The sequence below is a fragment of the Vibrio sp. V19_P1S1T109 genome, from assembly GCF_002241375.1.
GTDB classification, from domain to species: Bacteria; Pseudomonadota; Gammaproteobacteria; order Enterobacterales; family Vibrionaceae; genus Vibrio; species Vibrio anguillarum.
In genome coordinates this window covers 19,943-34,245 of the sequence record NZ_NDIM01000007.1, presented here as the reverse complement: position 1 = coordinate 34,245, position 14,303 = coordinate 19,943, and the positions used below count along the sequence as shown (strand labels likewise).

General features: G+C 47.6%; 16 protein-coding genes. 4 read left to right on the top strand and 12 right to left on the bottom strand.

Going from position 1 to position 14,303, the window contains the following annotated elements:
- Positions 1-51: 51 nt before the first annotated feature.
- The gene (gene bioH, locus B9J87_RS00625) at positions 52-816 is read right to left on the bottom strand and encodes a pimeloyl-ACP methyl ester esterase BioH (protein WP_038148688.1); all 765 of its coding nucleotides are present in this window, start codon (positions 814-816) and stop codon (positions 52-54) included.
- A gap of 146 nt (positions 817-962) precedes the next feature.
- On the opposite strand from bioH, the gene B9J87_RS00620 reads away from it, so the two are divergent.
- The 4 genes from B9J87_RS00620 (at position 963) to cysQ (ending at position 3,904) form a co-directional block, all read left to right on the top strand.
- Entirely contained in the window at positions 963-1,664 is a 702-nt protein-coding gene (locus B9J87_RS00620; RefSeq protein WP_019282843.1) for an amidophosphoribosyltransferase, read from the top strand.
- A gap of 99 nt (positions 1,665-1,763) precedes the next feature.
- On the top strand, positions 1,764-2,351 hold the full coding sequence (nfuA, locus tag B9J87_RS00615; RefSeq protein ID WP_013855425.1) for a Fe-S biogenesis protein NfuA: 588 nt from the start codon (positions 1,764-1,766) through the stop codon (positions 2,349-2,351).
- A 155-nt stretch (positions 2,352-2,506) separates the two neighbouring features.
- Positions 2,507-3,052 (top strand): ADP compounds hydrolase NudE, encoded by a 546-nt coding sequence (nudE, locus tag B9J87_RS00610; RefSeq protein WP_013855426.1) that lies wholly within the window; start codon positions 2,507-2,509, stop codon positions 3,050-3,052.
- Positions 3,053-3,076: 24 nt separating this feature from the next.
- Positions 3,077-3,904 (top strand): 3'(2'),5'-bisphosphate nucleotidase CysQ, encoded by an 828-nt coding sequence (gene cysQ / locus B9J87_RS00605; RefSeq protein ID WP_010319313.1) that lies wholly within the window; start codon positions 3,077-3,079, stop codon positions 3,902-3,904.
- Positions 3,905-3,984: 80 nt separating this feature from the next.
- Here the strand turns inward: cysQ and B9J87_RS00600 are convergent, their stop codons facing one another.
- Genes B9J87_RS00600 through gspD form a run of 11 tightly spaced genes read right to left on the bottom strand, consistent with a single transcriptional unit; the run spans position 3,985 to position 14,273 of the window.
- Complete coding sequence (locus B9J87_RS00600; protein ID WP_017043523.1) at positions 3,985-4,743, bottom strand: type II secretion system protein N; 759 nt, start codon at positions 4,741-4,743, stop codon at positions 3,985-3,987.
- Positions 4,740-5,237 carry a type II secretion system protein M gene (locus B9J87_RS00595; RefSeq protein ID WP_013855429.1) on the bottom strand — a complete coding sequence of 166 codons (498 nt, stop codon included), beginning with the start codon at positions 5,235-5,237 and terminating at the stop codon, positions 4,740-4,742. Before B9J87_RS00595 ends, B9J87_RS00600 begins: the two co-directional genes overlap by 4 nt.
- A 10-nt stretch (positions 5,238-5,247) precedes the next feature.
- On the bottom strand, positions 5,248-6,459 hold the full coding sequence (gspL, locus tag B9J87_RS00590) for a type II secretion system protein GspL (protein WP_013855430.1): 1,212 nt from the start codon (positions 6,457-6,459) through the stop codon (positions 5,248-5,250).
- Entirely contained in the window at positions 6,428-7,447 is a 1,020-nt protein-coding gene (gspK, locus tag B9J87_RS00585) for a type II secretion system minor pseudopilin GspK (protein ID WP_017048718.1), read from the bottom strand. The genes gspL and gspK overlap by 32 nt, the downstream gene beginning before the upstream one ends.
- Positions 7,434-8,087 carry a type II secretion system minor pseudopilin GspJ gene (gspJ, locus tag B9J87_RS00580; RefSeq protein ID WP_094149171.1) on the bottom strand — a complete coding sequence of 218 codons (654 nt, stop codon included), beginning with the start codon at positions 8,085-8,087 and terminating at the stop codon, positions 7,434-7,436. Before gspJ ends, gspK begins: the two co-directional genes overlap by 14 nt.
- Positions 8,074-8,436 (bottom strand): type II secretion system minor pseudopilin GspI, encoded by a 363-nt coding sequence (gene gspI, locus B9J87_RS00575; RefSeq protein WP_017045697.1) that lies wholly within the window; start codon positions 8,434-8,436, stop codon positions 8,074-8,076. Before gspI ends, gspJ begins: the two co-directional genes overlap by 14 nt.
- The gene (gene gspH, locus B9J87_RS00570) at positions 8,420-8,998 is read right to left on the bottom strand and encodes a type II secretion system minor pseudopilin GspH (RefSeq protein WP_013855434.1); all 579 of its coding nucleotides are present in this window, start codon (positions 8,996-8,998) and stop codon (positions 8,420-8,422) included. The genes gspI and gspH overlap by 17 nt, the downstream gene beginning before the upstream one ends.
- Positions 8,999-9,032: 34 nt before the next feature.
- Complete coding sequence (gene gspG, locus B9J87_RS00565; RefSeq protein WP_010319321.1) at positions 9,033-9,476, bottom strand: type II secretion system major pseudopilin GspG; 444 nt, start codon at positions 9,474-9,476, stop codon at positions 9,033-9,035.
- A gap of 50 nt (positions 9,477-9,526) precedes the next feature.
- Positions 9,527-10,747 carry a type II secretion system inner membrane protein GspF gene (gene gspF / locus B9J87_RS00560; RefSeq protein ID WP_017045694.1) on the bottom strand — a complete coding sequence of 407 codons (1,221 nt, stop codon included), beginning with the start codon at positions 10,745-10,747 and terminating at the stop codon, positions 9,527-9,529.
- Complete coding sequence (gene gspE, locus B9J87_RS00555; protein WP_019282846.1) at positions 10,747-12,246, bottom strand: type II secretion system ATPase GspE; 1,500 nt, start codon at positions 12,244-12,246, stop codon at positions 10,747-10,749. Before gspE ends, gspF begins: the two co-directional genes overlap by 1 nt.
- Positions 12,243-14,273 carry a type II secretion system secretin GspD gene (gene gspD / locus B9J87_RS00550; RefSeq protein WP_094149170.1) on the bottom strand — a complete coding sequence of 677 codons (2,031 nt, stop codon included), beginning with the start codon at positions 14,271-14,273 and terminating at the stop codon, positions 12,243-12,245. Before gspD ends, gspE begins: the two co-directional genes overlap by 4 nt.
- Between the last annotated feature and the right edge of the window lie 30 nt (positions 14,274-14,303).

Here is a 14,303-nt window from a genome sequence, read left to right as displayed (position 1 = left end):
CCAACACAGCTGTAGCTTTAAGTAGAAAGACATTGCATGGGTATCAATGCCTTAACGTGCAAAGGCGATGAGCTGCTGGCAAAAATCGTCCAGTTCAGTGATGAACGGTGCGTGGGAGGAATTGCCAAAAATGTACTGCTCGCTATTGGGCAAGGTTTTTTGCAACTCTTGCGCCACCTTAACCGGCACCAAACCATCAAGCCGACCATATAGACGAAGCATGGGAATCGAGAGTGCTGTCAAAGGCTGGCGCAAATCCACCTCGGCCAACATGACCAAACCCGCTAACAATGATTGTGGGTTCGGCGCGGGCCGTGATAACACCGCTTGTTTTAGGTATTTCACATCTTGCTTTGCCTGAGGGCTGCCCATCGCTTGCAGTGCCATAAAGCGCTCAACAGTAGCCTGAAAATCGTCCATTAACTGTTCAGTAAAGGCACTGAGCACTTGAGGGAGAATGCCACGCCACGGTTTCTGTGCCGCAAATTTGGGAGAGCTCGCCACAGTGACCAATTTGCTCACATAACTTGGGTGATGCAGTGCCATATGAGTCGCCACTAACCCACCCAAAGACCAACCGACCCAAATGGCTTGTTTAGGCGCTTGCATGATTAGCGCTTGCGCGATCTCTTCTAGATCAGCGGCGTGGCTAGCAGCGCTGTGACCATAACCAGGCAAATCAACCACGTGCACACGAAAATGTCCTTTAAGCACATCGACCGCTTGCTGCCATACTGCACCATTCATCCCCCAACCGTGCACCAAGACAAGATCATCGCCCTCGCCTGAGGCTTGCCAATATAACGCTGTGGCCATGCTCACAAATTCCCCCACTAAATTCACACTTCTTCGCTGAAAAAATACCGATCATACACTCACTGACTTGAAATCACGGTCAACACAAAGACTGATTCAAGTTGCAAGAGTATAACCATACTTCGTTTCACAGCTTTGGTTGGGTTATGTTATCGCATTGGGTTCAAAAAACCATCACTCGCTTGGTAAGCCGTCAGTGTCTACTGTGTCGTTTACCGATTGAAACTCATCAAACTGGGGCTTGGTGTAAGACCTGCCTAACCTATTTTGCACCGCAACCTCGCTGCCAACAGTGCGGCCTGCCAACGCTTATTACCGTACCTCAATGCGGGCAATGTTTAGCAAATCCTCCGCCTTGGCAACGCCTATACTGTGTCGGCGACTACATTTTTCCGCTCAGTCACACCATTCATCAACTCAAATATGAAGGTCAATTTTGGCAATCTCGCCATTTGAGTGCCTTACTGACGCCACGTATCGACACTCCCGCCCCGCTCATCACCAGCGTTCCGCTGCACTGGCAACGGCGCTTAAAACGCGGCTTCAATCAAAGCGCACTACTTGCCTCTCAATTAAGTCAACAACTGGGGGCTAGCTGCGATAACCAGTTGATCAAACGCAATCGCGCAACGCCCCAGCAGCAAGGGCTTTCTAAATTACAGCGCAAACAAAATCTCAAACATGCATTCACACTACGGCACCTTCCCACGCACAAGCACATTGCACTTGTTGACGATGTAGTGACCACGGGCAGTACCGTGCAGCAAATCTGTCAATTACTGCTTGAAGTCGGTGTCGAAAGGATTGATATTTACTGCATATGCCGTACTCCTGAACCTAAAGATTAACCAACACGGTTTTATTTAGCGCGTAAAAAGGACTGGATCCGCCGTGTTTCAGGAGTAGAATGGCAAGTAATAACCTATAAATTTACTCAGGTATTCGTCGTGTCAAATTCTATTATTATTACCGAAACAGCCCAAACCCATTTCGGCAAGTTGCTTGGGCAACAGCCTGATGGTACTAACATCCGAGTTTTTGTAGTCAATCCAGGCACTCAAAATGCAGAGTGTGGCGTCTCTTACTGCCCACCAGAGGCAGTGGAAGCGACTGATACTGAAATTGCCTTTGAAGGTTTTTCTGCGTATGTCGATGAACTGAGCTTGCCGTTTTTAGAAGACGCAGAGATCGATTTCGTCACAGATAAAATGGGTTCACAACTGACACTTAAAGCTCCGAATGCGAAGATGCGTAAAGTGTCTGATGACGCAAGCCTGATTGAACGTGTGGAATATGCGATTCAAACTCAAGTCAACCCGCAGTTAGCTGGCCATGGTGGCCATGTCAGCTTGGTTGAAATCACCGAAGATGGTATTGCGATTGTCGCCTTTGGTGGCGGCTGTAACGGTTGTTCAATGGTCGATGTCACCCTCAAAGAAGGCATTGAAAAAGAACTGCTTCAACAATTTGAAGGCGAATTAACCGCGGTGCGCGATGCTACTGAACACGATCGTGGTGAGCACTCTTACTACTAGTGAATCGCTAGATACGTGGATTACAGAAAAACGAAGCCGAGATGAGATTCTCGGCTTTTTTATACTTAAAATCATTTGCCGCGCTCAAGTCCTTTTCAATTAAGGTCATTTTCTCATATAGTTAGAAAAGTCATTTGCCTTACGGGAATTAGTGTATGCCAACCAGAAAACTGCCCGAAATTTTAGCCCAAAGAACGGCAGCCCAATCGACCCTGTTTACCATCGAATCATTAGATTTACGCTTTTCTAACGGCGAACAGCGCACCTATGAACGAATGAAACCGAGCGGCCGGCATGCAGTCATGATGGTGCCAGTAACGGCACAAGGAGATTTACTGCTGGTTCGAGAGTATGCCGCTGGCACTGAACGCTATGAGCTCGGATTCCCTAAGGGTTTGATTGACCAAGGAGAAAGCCCGCAACAAGCAGCAAATCGTGAACTCAAAGAAGAAATTGGTTTTGGCGCAAGCACCTTAACCCCCTTAAAAGAAGTGGTACTTGCCCCCTCTTACTTTTCGAGCAAAATGACACTCTTCTTAGCACAAGATCTATACTCAGAAGTAATGGAAGGCGATGAACCCGAACCTTTAGAGGTCATTCGCTGGCCTCTGGCCCAAGCAGAAGAGCTACTGACTCACCTCGATTTCTGTGAAGCCCGAAGCATTACCGCACTACTGCTTGCTCTGCGCAGCCTAAAATAACAAAGTAGAGCTATAGGATTGATGATGCCAACAGCCAATAATTTATCTTACTTACTGCCTGACGTAATTGAAATCGCTCGCTCTGCCGGGCAATTGATTCTCGATATCTACGAAAAGAAAAACTACGAAGCGTTCACCAAAAGTGACCACACCCCAGTCACCAGTGCCGATCTTGCTGCGCATAAACTGATCTGCGAACGACTGAGTGAACTCACGCCAGATATTCCTGTTTTGTCGGAAGAGGCGGCGGACATTAGCCTAGAAAAACGCAGCCAATGGCAGCGATACTGGTTGGTTGACCCGCTTGATGGTACGCAAGAGTTTATTGCGCGCAGTGGTGACTTTGCCACCATTATCGCACTGATCGAAGAAAACCAACCAGTGATGGGCGTCGTCTATGGGCCAGTTTCTGGCGTGACCTACTACGCCTACGCAGGCAAAGGCGCATGGAAGATCCCCGACATGTCTGAAAGCTTGCGTATTGAAACACACAAGCACGAAACCGTTGGGCAATCCATCGCGATTGCGATCAGTCGCCGCCAAGATATTAACCGTATTACAAGTTGCATGAGCAGCGCATGGAATTATGAGCTAGTGCCGCTGGGCTCGGCAGCGCTGAAAGCGTGTTTAGTCGCAGAAGGTGCTGTCGACTGCTATTTGCGCCTCGGCCCAACCGGTGAATGGGATACCGCCGCCACGCAATGCATCGTAGAAGAGGCGGGCGGACGCATCCTCAACACGCAACTGCAACCGCTGTCCTACAATGAGCGTGAAACGTTAGAAAACCCCAACTTTATTGTGTTAGGGGATGCCGATTTGCCTTGGAATACCATTTTACAAGTCAAACCATAACGGCCATTACCAATAAAAATGCCGATCAATAGACTCAGCATTTTTATTGGGGTATGAAATGATTACGGTTAAAAAACCAATCAAAGCTGGCCTTGATAATTAAACTGATATTTACCTTGGTTGTCTGGCGCTCCAATCCACTGTAATTGCTCCGCCATTTCGGGTGGGAATTGCGCTTCAGGTTTAAACCACGCTTTCGCACTGTAACTCATATCTGGTTGCAGCTGCAGGGCAAATTCACTGCTCATTTGCTCACTGTTTTGCTGACCGTTCAATGTCATCTGATTGCTTTGACATTGCAGATCTGCCACTACCGGACCAAGCGAGAGCTCTCCTAAAGGTGAGTCAACTCGGCCATGAGTCCACGCAAGTGAGCCTTCGGCAGATTCACACCACGGGCTATCATAGCGGTAATGGTTCAGGGACAACTCGACTTGCCCCTGAAAAGTCACTGGTACAGGCAGCGGAAACAGCGTCGCTAATTTATTAGCCGCGACAGAAACCACAACCTTGTCCGCATAAGGGCCAGAAAACCCCAGACCAAGATTGCCTTTGCCACGAACTCCCATATCACTACCGCGTCCAAAGCGTACCGCCACTTCAAACTTGGCCATCAGCAGTTGTGATACTTGGATGTCCCAGTTGAGATCGCCGACATTTTGCCCTTGCCAAAAGAGTTGCTGAGCACTACCAGACCACACCGTACCGTCAACACCAGTGACACGCATGACTTCGGAAGAGGAGAGTTGATTCATCACCAAGGAAGCCGGAATATGCGCGACCACACTGATGAGAAAAACCATTACAAGGAACCCGCTATAGAGCAATTTCTTTTTCACTCACCACCTCGCTTCAGTTGTAAGCGTTTTACTTCGACAACGCCACTTTGCTGAGCACGGTTGATGTCCATAAACTCGACATCGACACCTTGCTGCTCTTTTAGAAAGGCAAGCCAATCCACCAATTTAGAGAAAGGAAGTGGTTGTATCCAAACCTGCATCATTTCATCACGCGGTTGAATACGAATAAGCTCAATTTGAAAACGCTGCACACTTGATGAGATGACTTGATTGAGCGGTTGCGTCGTTGCCACCCCACCACCTTGTGCGCGCAATTGAGTAATGGCATCGGCCTTATCCGTCACCCAATTAAGCAATTGTCTTTCACTGATAATCCGGGCTTGCGCAAGCTCGGTTTTCTGATTAAGTGGCGCTAAAATGCCCCAATAAATGATCGCAACCACACACAGCGACACACCACCTAACAGTAATTTCTGTTCACGAGGGGAAAAGGCCGCCCATCGTTGTTGAAGTGCACTCAGGCTATTTTTCATGTCACTCACCTCACTGGCTTTTCAGTATGAAGGTACCATTAACTACAGAACCCGAGCGGTTTAACTGCCCTTGCTCAACCACAAACTGCTTTTCCAATTTAAGGCGCGCTTGTTCAAAGCTTTCAAAATCATTACTTTGAACTTCAAGGCGAATTTCACCCCGATTGCCATCATATTTAACACTTTGCAACTGCATGTTCGGTACGCTGCCGATACTGCTGGGCAACTTCGACAACCACTCCAACATCGAACCATTGGCCCCACCGCCAGAGAGTCGAGCCGCTTCATCATTCATCAGTCTTTTCAGGTAACTGATAGTGGGTATTTTCTGTTTATCAGGGAAAACCGCGCGAAAAACACGTTCACTCTCCGCTCGATAAGCATCGGCTTGCGCTTCGTAGTGCCCAGCTTGCAAAAGATGGTGGCTGGTTGAAATTACAATCAACACCGCGGCCGCTAATGCGCATTTTTGCCATACTTGCCAATGCTTCAAAAACGAGGACTTGGTTTTAAAACTTCCCGTCAGTAAAGTCACTTTGCTCGCTATTGCTTGCTGAGTCAGCAACGCCATGACTAAATGAGGCTCGGCCTGTTGCCAATGTTGCCCTTCAGCCAATGTCAGCTCAGGGAGCGGGGTATACGCCTCTAGCGGTAAATAGTGCCCCTCTTGCTTGACCCATTCTGAAGCACTAAACAGCGTTAACCACTGCGGTTCAATGCTCACCCCTAAATACTCACCTTTACGGATTAACCATTCTTGGCCGATCTGCAGTGCCGACAACCCCTCAGATGCAGGGATAGCCAACACATCCGGTAATACCTTTTTCACGTCAAAACCCGCGGCTTTGAGCTCATCTAAGCGGGTACGCAACCAAGCACGATCCACCCCGACAACGTAAGCAGTGGAAGCGGTTTTATGCAAAATTGAAAAATGCAGCTCATCCACATCTTGTGCGATCTCATCTTCGATTAGATAAGGCAACATTGACTCTAAGCGACGAGCCGCCCCTGATGGAATCGCGACCTCAGTGAGAACTAAATCACTGGCAGCGAGCAGCACAATCGTGGCGCGTTCAGCCGCATAGCTAGAGAGCTGAGATAGCTGCTCCCATCCGGATATTTCACCGCTGGCAATCACTTCTTGCTGCTGTGTTGACCACACCAGCCAAGGTATTTCAGCGTCTTGTTGACTACTCAGCCGAACGGTCAGAAACTCGCTCACTGATCCCTCCAAAGCGACGGCGTATGACCGTTGCGGTTTCTCTATTATCACTAAACAATAAACTGCGAATACGAACTCGCGAGTCATCAACCAAGATTTGAGCATCCAGTTCAAAATAAGCACTATCGACAGCTAGGTACTGTTTCGCTTCTTCTTTCACTTTGCTCTCCACAGCAGCCAATGCGGCCTCTGCGAGAAAATTGTCTACCGAAGCCCAACCATCAAATGGTCGGCTCTCGAGTAAGTTTTTTGCATCCCCTTCACTTAAGTGCGGGCTGAACATCGCCACCAATAACTTGGCATGATCGGGTTCCAATGTATTGATATTCAAACGCCAATCATCAGTGGGGAGAGTGCAGATATAAGGCGCTATTTTATTCATTACATCACCGCTCACCTGCTGAACCGCGCGCAACTCACTGTTATCCGCAAGTAAACTATTCGCCGCCAGATAAGCAGGAGACATTGATTCATACTGGCTGTCTTCTACGCCATAAGAGGACTGCACATCTGAATCGCCATCAATATACTCCCAAGCCGAATCGGCAATCACTTCGGCTTGATAGCTGTCGACCTCAAGCTCTTCCAATAACCGTTGCAACACTTGCACTAAATAGGGTTTTTCGACACTCCCTGCCGCAGGTCTGGCTCTCGAGAGTACATTCAGGTTAAAACAAGCCTGTTTATCAAGGATGCGCCCTTTCAAAGTGCCGTAATCCAATGGATACGTTTGCTCTTTCATCGCCCAAGGTTGACTTAAGTTAATCGTTTCGTTGTCTTTGTAGCTCTGCTCGATAGCAACTTTGGCTAAAGCTTCACTACCCACACTATACCAATAGGCTTGCTGGTAACTAATTTGATTATTCGCTCTTTGAAACTGTGTGAATAAACGCTCGGACATGGTTGCGGCAATCGACACCATAATCGCCAACAACAGCAAGATAACGATTAACGCCACACCGCGTTGGGCTCGATTAGGGTGCGCCATTATTATCAGCCTCTTTATTGGTCGAATTGATGCCACCACCAGCAGTAAGGTAGATACGCTCAATCTCGCCATAATCTTTCAGCGCCAATTTCACGGCCACCGCCTGTGGGATTTTCAAGGCATCAATCCACTCTTCACTCCATTTATCTTGGTTATAAAAGCGCAGCGATAGTGACTCAACATCATGTAACAATGGCGTGATGATCCCTTCTTGCCCTGCAGGAGTATCAGGATAACGCCACCATATACGCTCTAACACGCCCTCTTTAATTCGGTAGCCGACCTTAGTGACTTCCCCGCGTGGAAATTGCTGCTGTGGGTTATGCCAACCTAATCGTGCAAACAGCACTCCTTTTTGATCGGAGTCGAGCAAGTACTCTTTCCAAATCAGCATCTGTTGACTTGGCTCTTCACCATTGGTGCGAAATTGACGCGTTGCCATCTGCCGAAAATCGCCATCCATTAACACCATGGCGCGCTGCAATTCGTTCAAACGTTGGCTACGTTGGGCTGAAATCTCATTACTGCGCTGGACTTGGTTCAATACTTGGTAAGCACCAACGCTCAAACTAGCGAAAATCGCAATCGCCACCAGCACTTCAATCAGGGTAAAGCCTTTGCTTTGTTTATTTGGCGACATAACTTCTCACTGTCACCAAAGGTGATCCTTCTTTTTCACTAGCCACGCTAACATCAAAAGCTTTCAATAAATTATCCGCAGTGGGTACTAAAGTGACTTTCCAATACCAGGTTCGACCCGCCAATACTTCACTGCCATTTTTCGCTTGTACGTTTTGAGGAGTAAGCATCACTTGCGCCATCTGGTTATCGACCACCATGGCGGCAAACGCTTTTTCTTCCAAATAACTCACGGTATTGATGTGTTGGCTGACCGAACGGATCACACTGATGGAAGCGGTGGCAAAAATAGCCAGCGCCACCAAGACTTCTAACAGCGTCATCGCTTTTTGTTTACCCATCGATCGCATCTCCCGGAGCGAACAGCGTGATTTCCCCGTTTTCTTTCACTACCACTCGCCAGCCTTGCTCTGCATCTTGCTGATTAAGATGGATGCTCAGGACAAAAGGAGTCAGCTCACCACTCGATAAAATAAACACTTGTGGTGGTAGCTGCTTTTTCTGTTCGTTTTCATCAGCAAACTTATCGTCATCAAACAGACTGCCCGGTTTGAAAAGTCGATCGTCGTTTTTCCATGCACTTCCTCCCAGCTCAAACTGGAGAGATAACCCCTCAGGCAGTTGGAGCTGTGAAGCCATTTTCTTGCTCTCTAGCGGCTGCCATCCCTTGTCCTCCATCGATAGGAAAACCAGATGCGATTTTTTTTCATCGACCCGCAAACCAAAATCTTTGCCACTGAGAATAGCTTCTTCATTACTCAGTTGTAGACGCTGATAAAGGCTCATCGCGTACTGTTTCGCATCATCGTTGTTCGTGCTAGGTAGCGTCGATATAACGGCCACAGCACTAAGCGAGAGCAGCACGAGCACCAGCAGTATTTCGAGTAGGGTAAAACCGCGTTGAGATAGCATCAGATAAATGGGGCGGCTAAGGCCGCCCTCTCTCTTATTGGAAATCTTGCATGTTCCAGTTGCCTATGTCGGCACTGGCGCCTTCGCCACCTTCTTGACCATCAGCACCTAGCGTGAAGATATCAATCGTACCGTTATCACCAGGGCTTAAGTATTGATAAGGGTTGCCCCAAGGATCATTTGGCAAACGGCGAATATAACCGTTATCGCGGTAGTTGCGTGGCTCAGGATTCGACGGCTTGGTCACTAGCGCTTCTAAGCCTTGATCTGTCGTTGGGTACACGCTGTTGTCTAATTTATACATATCCAACGCATTTTCGAGTGCGACAATATCGGTAATCGCTTTTTGTTGGTCAGCTTTTTCTTTATTACCGAGCAAATTAGGCACCACAAAACTCGCCAAAATACCCAAAATAACCACAACCACCATCACTTCAAGCAAAGTAAAGCCCGACTGTTTATTTGTTTTTGTTCTCATTCCAACCTCCAACATAGTTTGGTCGTTATCATTGCAGAATTCAGTCATGATCAACGACTCATTAAATTATTCATTTCTAAAATCGGCATCAAGGTCGCCATCACGATAAACAGTACCAACCCAGCCATTAATGCAATCAATGCCGGGGTAAAAATACCTAATGCGATGTTGACCGTCGATTCAAAACTCGCGTCTTGGTTATCGGCCGAGCGCGTCAGCATACTTTCGAGCTCACCACTTTGTTCTCCACTGGCGATCATATGCAGCATCATCGGTGGAAATAACTTGGTTTGCTCAAGCGCTTTACGCAAGCTCGACCCTTCGCGAACATTGTCAGCCGCCAACAACACTTGTTGCTTAACGTATTTATTGGACATCACATCCACCGCTACACGCATCCCATCCAAAATAGGAATCGCACTGGAGGTACAAATAGACAAAGTTCGCGCAAAACGCGCAGTATTGAGACCGCGAGTGATTTTGCCAATCAACGGCATGCCGATGATTTTTTTATCCCACTTCAACCGCAAATTCGGCTTGCTTAACAACCATCGGACGAGATAAATCAAGATCACCAATAGCACCAGCAATTGGACACCCCAATGCTGGATAAAATCACTTGAGGAGAGTAAAAATTGAGTCGACTTCGGTAATTCTTGCCCCATTTGGACAAATTGTCCGACGATTTTAGGCACCACAGCCGCCAGCAAAAAAGCCACAATACACACCGCGAACACCACCAACACCACTGGATAAATCATCGCTTGTTGTAACTTGGAACGCATTTTTTGGCGATTCTCAGCATAGTCCGCTAAACGCTCAAGCACCGAATCCAAATGACCTGATTTTTCGCCCGCTTCAACCATCGAACGAAACAGGTCATCAAAGATGTGTGGATAATCACCTAAGCTGTCTGACAAGGTATAACCCTCAGTCACTTTGGAACGTACAGCGGCCAACATGGTGCGAATACGCGGCTTTTCCGATTGTTCAGATACCGCTTTCAAACACTCTTCCAATGGCATGCCTGACTGCACTAAAGTGGATAACTGGCGAGTAATGAGCGCTAAATCCGGTGTACTGATACCGCGCTTAAAACTCAAAGGCGATTGCTCACGCTGAGCCGCTTTCGCTTGCGTCTCAATGAGTTCAATCGGTATAAGCCCTTGCTCTTTTAAGCGCTGGCGAACCTGCCGAGCATGGTCCCCCTCAATAACACCTTTTTTTTGTTTGCCTTTGGCGTCGAGCGCTTTATATTCAAATGCCGCCATTATGCTTCCTTCGTCACTCGCATCACTTCTTCAAGTGAGGTAATGCCTTTCAGCACTTTATCAAGCCCGTCATCACGAATGCTCGGTGTTTTCGCCCGCACCGCTTTTTCAATCGCTTGCTCTCCAGCTTCGCTATGAATTAAGGCTTGTACCTCATCATCAATCAGCAACAATTCATGTATACCCGTTCGGCCTCGATACCCTTTGTGATTGCATTTGTCACAGCCCTTCGGACGATACAGTGTCAGCGACTCTTTTTTCTTACAATTGAACAGTTTTTTCTGCTCATTGTCTGCTTGGTAGGCCTCTTTGCAATCTGGACATAAGGTACGCACTAAGCGTTGTGCCAATACGCCAAGCAGCGATGATGAGATCAAAAAGGGTTCAATTCCCATATCGCGCAAACGTGTTATCGCACCGATGGCGGTATTGGTGTGCAAAGTCGACATCACCAAGTGCCCAGTTAAAGACGCTTGTACCGCAATCTGCGCGGTTTCTAAATCACGAATTTCCCCAACCATGACCACATCCGGGTCTTGACGCAAAATAGCACGTAATCCTCGCGCAAAAGTCATGTCCACTTTAGGATTGACTTGAGTTTGGCCGATACCATCAATATCGAACTCAATCGGGTCTTCCACGGTTAAAATATTACGCTCGTTGCTGTTGAGTTCTTGCAGGCCAGCGTACAAGGTGGTGGATTTTCCTGAACCGGTTGGGCCCGTCACCAAAATAATGCCATGCGGTCGTTTGATTAATTGACGGAAGCTTTCGTGGTTGGCTGCCGTCATTCCTAGACTGTGTAGATCTAAGCGCGTAGCGTTTTTATCTAGCAAACGCATCACCACACGCTCACCGTGAGACGAAGGCATGGTTGACACGCGAACATCGACCGCTCGGCCGCCAATGCGCAATGAAATGCGGCCATCTTGTGGTACACGTTTTTCAGCGATATCAAGCTTAGCCATTACTTTGACGCGTGAAACCAGCAACGGCGCTAATTTACGACTCGGCGCTAACACTTCACGCAGTACCCCATCGACACGAAAACGAATCGACAAGATTTTCTCAAAGGTTTCAATATGAATATCCGACGCGCCCTCTTTGATCGCTTCGCCAAGCATGGCGTTGATCAATTTGATGATGGGCGCATCGTTTTCTGACTCTAACAAATCTTCATTTTGCGGCAGCTCTTCGGCTAATGAGAAGAAATCATCACTGTCAGCACCAATATCTTCCATTAATTGTCGCGCTTCTGACGAGTCTCGTTGGTAAGCTTGGGTCAGCTTACTTTCAAATTCGGCCAGTGAAATTTCAACCAAGTTGAGCGGCTGTTTCACGACTCGTTTCACTTCGACTAATGATTCGATAGCCAGCGGAGCGACATAAAATAACGTCGGCAGCTCGTTGTCTTCTACCAGCTCTAATACCAATTTAAAACGATTGGCAAAGCTAAACGGTAAACGACGGTAGTGAGGTTGCGACAAAACTTCGGTCATTGCTGTTTTTCCATTTGTTCGATAAAGGCTTGTACTTCCGCAGAATGAGTACGGTCATCACCAAACTTAGGCAGCACAGGAATATTGTCGTTCGCCATCAACTTCAAACCGCGATCAGCGTTATAGAGCTGCTCAGCACGAATGTAGTTGTACTTACGCTGAGTGATGCCATCGGCCGTCATGCCATCACGAATGATGGTCGGCTTAATAAAGACCATCAGGTTTTTCTTCTCAACTTGGGTACTGGTCGATTTGAACAAATAGCCTAAAACCGGTATATCGCCTAATAGTGGGACTTTGGATTCACTTTCGACCGCGCGCTCATCAATCAACCCCCCCAGAACTAACATTTGCCCGTCTTGAATGATGACCGATGTATTTAATTGACGCTTTGCAAAACGGACATCGACGGCACCATTCGCTCCTAATACGTTGGATACCTCTTGTTCAATTTTCAGTTGAACTGAGTCGCCTTCGTTGATTTGTGGTACCACTTTCAGCTTGATACCGACCTCTTTGCGTTCTACGGTTTGGAAAGGATTATCGTTATTTGCGCCCGCGCTCGAACCTGTCAAAACAGGCACCTCTTCACCCACGATGAAGGAGGCTTCTTCATTATCCATCACGGTAATGCTCGGTGATGACAAGATGTTCGAGTTGGAGTCACTCGACACAGCGCTGATAAGGGCCGTCCAGTCGCCCATCACTAAGCTCATGGCTGCACCATTGACCGCACCGAGCGCTGACGCCAAAGTAGAGTAATCCCCTTTGGTGGTAGTGTTTTCATTACGCAAGAAAGTACCATCAGAATTATAAACCGCTTTACTGGTGGTGGTATCTTTGGCTTCTTCTAAACCAATCATTACCTTACCGATTGGCGCGCCCGCGTTGCCATACTGAATTACAGAGCCGTTATCGAGTGAGCCCCATTGCACGCCTAAGTTGATGCCATCCCCTTCAGCCATTTCGACAATCAGCGCTTCAATCAATACCTGAGCGCGACGAATATCCAACTGCGCAACCACATCTTCTAGCTCTTTCATAATGTCTTGCGGAGCGGTAACAATTAAGGAATTGGTCGGCGCATGTGCTGAAATCATCACTTCAGTGCGTTGTGAACTTTGCCCCGTTTTTTGCCCAGACTGTTTTTCGGCCTGCAAGTTGTCAGACACTCCTTTCAGCACATCAACCAAATCTTCCGCTTTCGCATTCTTTAGATAAATGACGCGGTTATTGCCTCTTGTTGCCATCTCAACATCAAGCTGAGTGATCAATCGCTTTAGACGTTCACGGACTTTAGGATCACCTGAGATCAAAATCGAATTGGTACGATCATCGGCCACCAGCTTAGGCTGCAAAAACTCTGGAGTATTTTTGGCATCCGTGGTTTTGTTTAATGCCTCCACAATACGCACCATTTCAGCGGCAGATGCATTACTTAGTTCCACAACCTCGATGTCTTTGTCACCGGCTTGGTCAACTCGTTTGATGATATCGGCTAAACGGTTGACGACCGCAGCACGACCTGTAATCAAAATGATGTTCGCCGGATCATAATGCACTACGTTGCCCGCTCCTGCGTTATCGATCAACTGGCGCAGTAAAGGTGAAAGCTCTCGTACCGAAACATTCCGCACCGCAACAACGCGCGTGATCACGCTATCACCGTTCTCTTTTCCTTCATCGCCAACGACAGGAATCGCAGACGTTTTGGCATCTTTCGACTTGATCACTTTGAGCACGCCGTTGTCCATCTCCACCACCGCAAAACCATACACTTCTAATACATTCAAAAAAAAGCTGTAGTATTGCTCTTCATTAAGCGTGTCATAGCTGCGGACATCGACTTTCCCTCGAACTGAAGGATCAACAATGATTGTTTTTTCAAGATTACGGCCCACGATATTGATGAATTCTTGAATATCGGTGCCTTTAAAGCTGGCACTAAAATCGTTTGCCATGGCTAACGGCGATGACAACAAGCCACCCATCAATAACCACGTCGTTTTGTTTAACCAATGCTTCACGTCTTACTCCCTAAACTCATGCTCATGCAT